The organism is Paraglaciecola sp. 25GB23A (assembly GCF_040012495.1).
Taxonomy (GTDB): Bacteria; Pseudomonadota; Gammaproteobacteria; order Enterobacterales; family Alteromonadaceae; genus Paraglaciecola.
In genome coordinates, this window is sequence record NZ_JBDYKM010000066.1 from 1 (window position 1) to 2346 (window position 2346).

The 2346-nt window shown below is 42.2% G+C and carries 4 protein-coding genes; all 4 read right to left on the bottom strand.

The annotated features are described in order from the left end of the window. Window positions 1–252: 252 nt before the first annotated feature. Window positions 253–642, bottom strand: a complete 390-nt coding sequence (locus tag ABKW31_RS22795) for a hypothetical protein (protein ID WP_348619015.1) — start codon at window positions 640–642, stop codon at window positions 253–255. A gap of 81 nt (window positions 643–723) precedes the next feature. Further along, the gene (locus ABKW31_RS22800) at window positions 724–1137 is read right to left on the bottom strand and encodes a hypothetical protein (RefSeq protein ID WP_348619016.1); all 414 of its coding nucleotides are present in this window, start codon (window positions 1135–1137) and stop codon (window positions 724–726) included. 438 nt (window positions 1138–1575) lie between these two features. After that, window positions 1576–1770 carry a PspC domain-containing protein gene (locus ABKW31_RS22805; protein WP_348619017.1) on the bottom strand — a complete coding sequence of 65 codons (195 nt, stop codon included), beginning with the start codon at window positions 1768–1770 and terminating at the stop codon, window positions 1576–1578. Window positions 1771–1868: 98 nt separating this feature from the next. After that, the gene (locus ABKW31_RS22810; protein WP_348619018.1) at window positions 1869–2252 is read right to left on the bottom strand and encodes a hypothetical protein; all 384 of its coding nucleotides are present in this window, start codon (window positions 2250–2252) and stop codon (window positions 1869–1871) included. Window positions 2253–2346 lie beyond the last annotated feature (94 nt).

Here is a 2346-nt window from a genome sequence, read left to right on the forward strand (position 1 = left end):
GCATATTTTAAGCCATCGTCTTCATTTTTTTCTAATTTGTAAAACAGTTTTCCAGCGCCATAATCATTTCGCAAAAGAGTCTTAGTGGGCGTGAATATCACAACCAGACCACCAACTAAAAATCCAATTGCCACAATCAAATTCAAGGCTCACCTCTTGCAATATAACGCCCCAAGCAGGGGATTTTATGAGTGTTTTTCAGCGAGTAAAATTCCCGCTGACTTGGCTTGTTATAAGCACATTTCATTAATGTCATTCTACGGACTCGATTAGTCGCCCAGCCATTGAAATACCAATAAGGCTAACTGGTGAATCCGCCGCAAAAACGTAAAACCAGACAGTTTGTATTTTCTGATCGATTAAACAACCTTGGCTTTTTAGGTGAACATATGCAAATTGCACCTCTTCAACATTATATTTCTCTCGAAGGAATGAAATAACTTTTTCAGTAGCTAGACCAATTGAAATTGGTGGCTCACCAGAACCTAAGTACCAGTTAGTACGATTTAGAAAGTCATCTTGCGTAACCAAAAGCTTGTTGCCACGCCACTCAAAAGTCGGTGTTTCAACGCAACTTGGAAAGATCGCATCAGCACTTACACTAAACGAGATTAAAAATAAAAGTAGATAAAGTGCTCTCATATCCATCCGTGCTTATAACGCTTAATATAACGGGAAAATACGAGCGCTTTACAGCGAGTAGTTTTCCTGTTGATGTTTTTGTTAGGCATTGTCCGCCTGCGCTTTGATGCTTTTATACTGATTGTTCCACCAGACCACCAGCTCTGCGTGCTGTTCGTGGCTGACCCAAGTGAGATTTTCTTCGTCTTGTGGGTCTCCACCAAAAATTAATGGCTTCAAATACCATTTTATTTTGCCTGTGAATCGCTCATCGGATTCAAGGGATAAGTCTTCTGGAAAAAAGAACGGCACAATCATTTTTGGATCGATGGGAATGGTCGGTAGCGAACACATGACACCAGCAGGGCTGATAACAATCAAGTCGTCCCACCCCCGCAGGCCAACAAGCGTATAGCCGGGCAAATATTGAGACAGTTCGTATTTTGACGAAGCCAATGCACTCTCAGCTTCAATGAACACGACTATGTACTCGTCGTTGAGCCAACCTTCATTCATATAGGGATGCCTAACGCTCAAAGCAACGGCGCGGCTTATTGCGTCCGATGCCTTTGCTTGTTATTGCGCCAACCTAATGAACTATCGCGGCTTGCCGCCTGCTCTGTTAACACAACAACATGATTAAAATTATTACCCACACTGTAAAACAACCTTGATTAAAACTGCAACGAAAAATTGCATGTTAGGTTGAACTGATACCGATGAAACTGTTGGAAGTTTAAAAGATTGTTTGGCTAAAAACTGAAAGAACGATTGCCAAAAAGAGTACGAGCCAACTACAACCTAAGGAAACTAAAACTTACTACCGATATTAACCAATAAGTTGTAAGGCTGAAGCGCTATAACGCCCCAAGCAGCGGAAAACGCGAACGCTTTGGCGCAGCCAGTGAGTGGTTTTCCGATGACTTGGTTTGTTAACAGTACGTTTCGACAAGCCTATTTTTCCTTTGGAAGTACAAGCCATAAGACTATGTAAATCAGAGCAGGAAAACCTAGTAACAGGGTGGTTATAACAAAAGCAGCCTGTACACCGCCTTTCCGCAAACCATAGTAATTTGCCAGGCCTGCGCAAACGCCACCCGCAATAAATGTTGAACCACGTAAAAGTTTTCTTTTTTCTGTAACGACCATTACTACTTTCCTTGTACTGTTAACGCTCCGTTAACGGGCGAGCGTAGTTTGCGAGTCCGTGCCAGCGTTGTTTGCTGGCGTTTTCGTTAAACGGCTTGTTATGCATTTTTACCAAGTACTTCAAGTATATTATCCCTCGTTGGAGTCCTGAGTTGTAAATTATAAAAAGCATACTTGGCCGACTTATATCGCAATCCTTCACCAAGCATAGAATCCGTCGCTTCAACAGTCAGTGTGTTCCTAGGTATAACAACACAAGTTCCGAGACATTTGAGCACTACAAAGTCTTTGTAAATTGAGTGACGAACTAATGGCCCATTAAACCAAAATGTATGTATTGCACCACTACTGAATTCCTCAAAGATTGGAACCAGTCCCTGTTCTTCGGCTATTCGCACTCTTGGTGTGACGAGACTCATGATGGCTACAAATATTCCAATTGCCCAAATCAAAGGAATCAAATAATCTGAAATGATATTCACTCAGCTACCTAGATGCATAACTACTTAGCGTTTATACGGCATGTTGTCCGTGACGTATAAACGTCTTGTTGGGCAAAGCCGCTGCCACGCCGAT